Origin of the sequence: Pseudomonas sp. HMWF006 (assembly GCF_003061205.1) — a bacterium.
In the GTDB taxonomy this organism is placed as follows: domain Bacteria; phylum Pseudomonadota; class Gammaproteobacteria; order Pseudomonadales; family Pseudomonadaceae; genus Aquipseudomonas; species Aquipseudomonas monsensis.
On the sequence record NZ_QAIU01000213.1, the window covers coordinates 6,206 to 9,466 of the forward strand.

The following is a 3,261-nucleotide window of genomic DNA, read 5'->3' on the forward strand; positions in this document are numbered from 1 at the left end:
GAAGGCATGTACGTGACCGAAGCGACCATCGGTGCAACGTTCCGCTCCGACGTACAGAATGCCAATCGCCGTTACAGCGGTCGTTATGGTGCGTCGCTGGATCAGCGTTTCGGCATGGCGCCGAATCAGGAAACCAACACCAAACTGGTCAGCGACGTGTTGAGCGACGCCTTGACCCGTCTGTTCAAGGATCCGACCGTGGGCCAGATCCTCGCCGAATAAGTGTTCGGTAGATGTGAAAAAGCCCGGGGCCAGTGATGGTTTCGGGCTTTTTTGTGGGTGCAGAGTTTGAGAGTTGTGTTGTCGGGAAGATCCTTTCCCCCTCACCCCAACCCTCTCCCCCCAGGGGGCGAGGGGGAAAGGGAGCCGATTTGCGTTGTTCTTGAGGTCTACATTCACCTCGAAGTTTCAGGTCGATGTACCTCGACCAGACAACCCGGTCAGTCCCTTCTCCCTCCGGGATAGGGTCAGGGTGAGGGTGCTTTTGCTTTCAGGCTGCCTGCGAGTAGAAGTCGAGAACGCTGACACCCGTCAGCAAGTCGGTCTCGGGCAAATCCGCATGCTGATGCCCGCCGAGGGCGCAATACACCAGCCAATGGCGATCCTGCACATTGAAGGCGAGACCGCCGACGAGGCTCTGTTGTTCTTCGTAAGGGGTGATGAGGTACAGACGATCCTGGTTTTCAGCGTGAAGCATGTCGCGTTCCATGTGTGTTTCGAGGCGCGCAGGGTGGCGTATCCACATGACGAAGCCGTGACACAGGACAGCCATCGGTCGATTGTCGGGTTATTTGTCGCAAAGGGTAGGGTAGTGAAGGAGGCTTTCGGTAGAATCCGTGCCGCGGTCGTCGATCTGGCGCCTGCCACACCGATTTAGTCTGAGGTCTGTGATGTCGCTGCACTTGATGACGCTGTTTACCGCCCATCCCGCCAAATTGATCAACCTGCTGGCGCTGGCCCTGGCCTTTCCGGGCAGTTGGCTGCTGCACGCGACCCGTCGTCGTGAACAACGCGCCATGGCCAGCATCGCCGCGCAACGCCAGGCCTTGCCGGACGCCGAGCCGATTCTGGATTGGGCGACGTTGCGCATGAACCGGTTTTTCTATCGCTTCGGATTTGCCTGCCTCGGCCTGGCCCTGCTCATCTCCTGGATCAGCACCCGCTTCTGAAGTTGAGTACATGCCCCTCGCCACAAAAGTATGAGGCAGGCATAAAAAACGGCGCCCGAAGGCGCCGTTGTCGCGTCTGGTGCATGCCGCTTACAACGGCAACCCAGCCTTGACCCGGTACTGATTGCGCACCGGCGTCGCATATTGCAGCACCAGATACGGACGGTGCTCTTCAGGGCAGGCGTCCAGTCGGCTCTGCCACTCTTCCTGCGCCTTGGCCAGTTCATCGGCTGGGAACACCTCGGCGGCTTTCGGCACGTTCAGTTGCGGATCGGCATCCGCCCACATCGCATACGCCAGGTAGTGCACCGGGAACAGGCGATACCCGCCGAGAATCTGCTTGTCCATCTCGATCGCCAATTGCTTGGTGTCTTCGAACAATTCAGTGATCGGCGCGGCAAAGTTCACGTGCACCCGGCCCTTGTAGCCGGTGATCCCCTTGGCAATGCTTACGTCATCCTCGCCCGGCGCCTTGGCGTAGGTGCCAGTGGTGGCGCGGATGTACAACTCGCGGGCCTTGGCCTGGTCGCACGGGTCGTATTCGTAGCTGATCGACACCGGGGTCAGGTTCAGCGACTGGATGACTTCGCCGAACGGCTCGTCCTTGCGGCTCATGTGGAACATCTTGAGGATCGCCGACTCGGTACGGTCGTCGCCGTCCTTGGCCCGGCCTTCGGCCTGCGCGATCCAGATCGACGCGCAATCGTTGCGGATCGAGTGGTTGATGTACGCCGACAGCAATTGGTACGCGGCCATTTTCTCGCGACGTCCGGTGATCGAACGGTGCACGATGAAACTCTTGTTCAGACGCATCAGGTCGCTGACGAATGGCTTTTGCAGCAGGTTGTCGCCAATCGCGATGCGCGGGGTCGGCAGGCCGGCGTGGTACACGGCGTAGTTGACGAAGGCCGGGTCCATCACGATGTCACGATGGTTGGCGATAAACAGATAGGCGCTGCCGGATTTGAATTGCTCGACACCGGTGTAGGTCACGCCGTCGGTGGCGCGCTCGATGGTGTGGTCGACGTAGAACTCGACTTTGTCCTGCAAAGTGGCCACCGAATTGACGTCGGCGAACTCACGACGCAAACGATGGGCTATAAGAGGTTTGAGCATCCAGCCGAAGGCACCGGCAAAACGCGGGAAGCGGAAGTGGGTGAGGATATCTAGAAACGCCTTGTCGCCGAGCAGTCGTGCCAGTACCGCAGGTACTTCGCTGTCGTCGTAAGGTCGGATGGCATCGAATTCGCCCATCATGCTCTCTTGTTGGAAACGGCTAGGGTAAGTAAAGGTTTTGATCGAAAACCCGCGAGGCACGGTCTGAAAAAGCAGCCAGACAAAAATAGCCCTGCAAATAGACCGGCGATTATACGCACAAGTCACCTGGGAGACCGCGATGCTGGAAAGCGCACTGTATGAATGTCCGTATTGTGGTGAAGAGGTCGAGACGACGCTGGACCTGTCCGATGGCGATCAGACCTATATCGAGGACTGTCAGGTGTGTTGTCGACCGATCAAGTTTGTCTTGCAGGTGCACGACGGGGACTGGTTTCTGGAAGTGTTCAGCGAAAACGAATGAGGGGCGCCCATGCAGCGAATCTACGAGCCGGAAAACCTGATGGAAGGCGAGATGCTCAAGGGCATGCTCGCCAGTGAAGGCATCGAGGCGCATCTGGTGGGCCGCGATTTGCTCGGCGGCACGGGGGAGTTGCCGATTTTCGGTCTGCTGGGGCTGTCGGTCGATAACGATCAGGCCGAATACGCCCGCGAGCTGATCACCGCGTACAATGCCGCGCTGCCGCTGCCCGGCGATGAACCGGAGAGCTTCCCCGGGACGCTGGTCTGTTAGGCTGACGTTCGTTTTCTTTCTGAGTCGTGTTGCCCCATGTGTGGACGTTATGCCCTGTTTCGCTGGAACCGCGATTTCGCGGCCCTGCCCGGTTTTCCCGCCGATCAGCAGGCGCAGTGGAACATTTCTCCCAATGATTCGGTGTTGATGCTGCGGGCCGAAGCCGATGGCCAGCGCACGCTGGCCCGCGCCCGTTGGGGGCTGACGCCGCCGTGGCTGACCGACTTGTCGAAAACCCCGGCG

General features: G+C 59.4%; 7 protein-coding genes. 5 read left to right on the top strand and 2 right to left on the bottom strand.

Annotation, left to right across the window (positions count from 1 at the left end):
• The coding region (locus DBR24_RS31740) for a YajG family lipoprotein (protein ID WP_256591341.1) at positions 1 to 222 on the top strand (222 nt) is incomplete at its 5' end.
• A gap of 268 nt (positions 223 to 490) precedes the next feature.
• On the opposite strand, the gene DBR24_RS08415 is transcribed toward DBR24_RS31740, so the two are convergent.
• On the bottom strand, positions 491 to 697 hold the full coding sequence (locus tag DBR24_RS08415; RefSeq protein ID WP_123463209.1) for a hypothetical protein: 207 nt from the start codon (positions 695 to 697) through the stop codon (positions 491 to 493).
• Positions 698 to 890: 193 nt separating this feature from the next.
• Here DBR24_RS08415 and DBR24_RS08420 point away from each other — a divergent pair, with 193 nt between their 5' ends.
• On the top strand, positions 891 to 1,169 hold the full coding sequence (locus DBR24_RS08420) for a hypothetical protein (protein ID WP_123463083.1): 279 nt from the start codon (positions 891 to 893) through the stop codon (positions 1,167 to 1,169).
• A 90-nt stretch (positions 1,170 to 1,259) separates the two neighbouring features.
• Here DBR24_RS08420 and DBR24_RS08425 read toward each other — a convergent pair whose 3' ends face one another.
• Positions 1,260 to 2,423, bottom strand: a complete 1,164-nt coding sequence (locus DBR24_RS08425) for a 1-acyl-sn-glycerol-3-phosphate acyltransferase (RefSeq protein ID WP_177490484.1) — start codon at positions 2,421 to 2,423, stop codon at positions 1,260 to 1,262.
• 142 nt (positions 2,424 to 2,565) lie between these two features.
• On the opposite strand from DBR24_RS08425, the gene DBR24_RS08430 reads away from it, so the two are divergent.
• The 3 genes from DBR24_RS08430 to DBR24_RS31745 form a co-directional block, all read left to right on the top strand.
• Positions 2,566 to 2,748, top strand: a complete 183-nt coding sequence (locus DBR24_RS08430; RefSeq protein WP_128614484.1) for a CPXCG motif-containing cysteine-rich protein — start codon at positions 2,566 to 2,568, stop codon at positions 2,746 to 2,748.
• Between the two features lie 9 nt (positions 2,749 to 2,757).
• Positions 2,758 to 3,018 (top strand): putative signal transducing protein, encoded by a 261-nt coding sequence (locus DBR24_RS08435; RefSeq protein WP_025109321.1) that lies wholly within the window; start codon positions 2,758 to 2,760, stop codon positions 3,016 to 3,018.
• 36 nt (positions 3,019 to 3,054) lie between these two features.
• Positions 3,055 to 3,261, top strand: a 207-nt coding sequence (locus DBR24_RS31745; RefSeq protein ID WP_256591343.1) for an SOS response-associated peptidase family protein, incomplete at its 3' end; no start/stop codon positions are given.

Bases quoted from the DNA above. Each gene is read 5' to 3' on its own strand.
- DBR24_RS08425 (WP_177490484.1), bottom strand. From the start codon at position 2,423: ATGGGCGAATTCGATGCCATCCGACCTTACGACGACAGCGAAGTACCT.
- DBR24_RS08415 (WP_123463209.1), bottom strand. From the start codon at position 697: ATGCTTCACGCTGAAAACCAGGATCGTCTGTACCTCATCACCCCTTAC.
- DBR24_RS08430 (WP_128614484.1), top strand. From the start codon at position 2,566: ATGCTGGAAAGCGCACTGTATGAATGTCCGTATTGTGGTGAAGAGGTC.
- DBR24_RS08420 (WP_123463083.1), top strand. From the start codon at position 891: ATGTCGCTGCACTTGATGACGCTGTTTACCGCCCATCCCGCCAAATTG.
- DBR24_RS08435 (WP_025109321.1), top strand. From the start codon at position 2,758: ATGCAGCGAATCTACGAGCCGGAAAACCTGATGGAAGGCGAGATGCTC.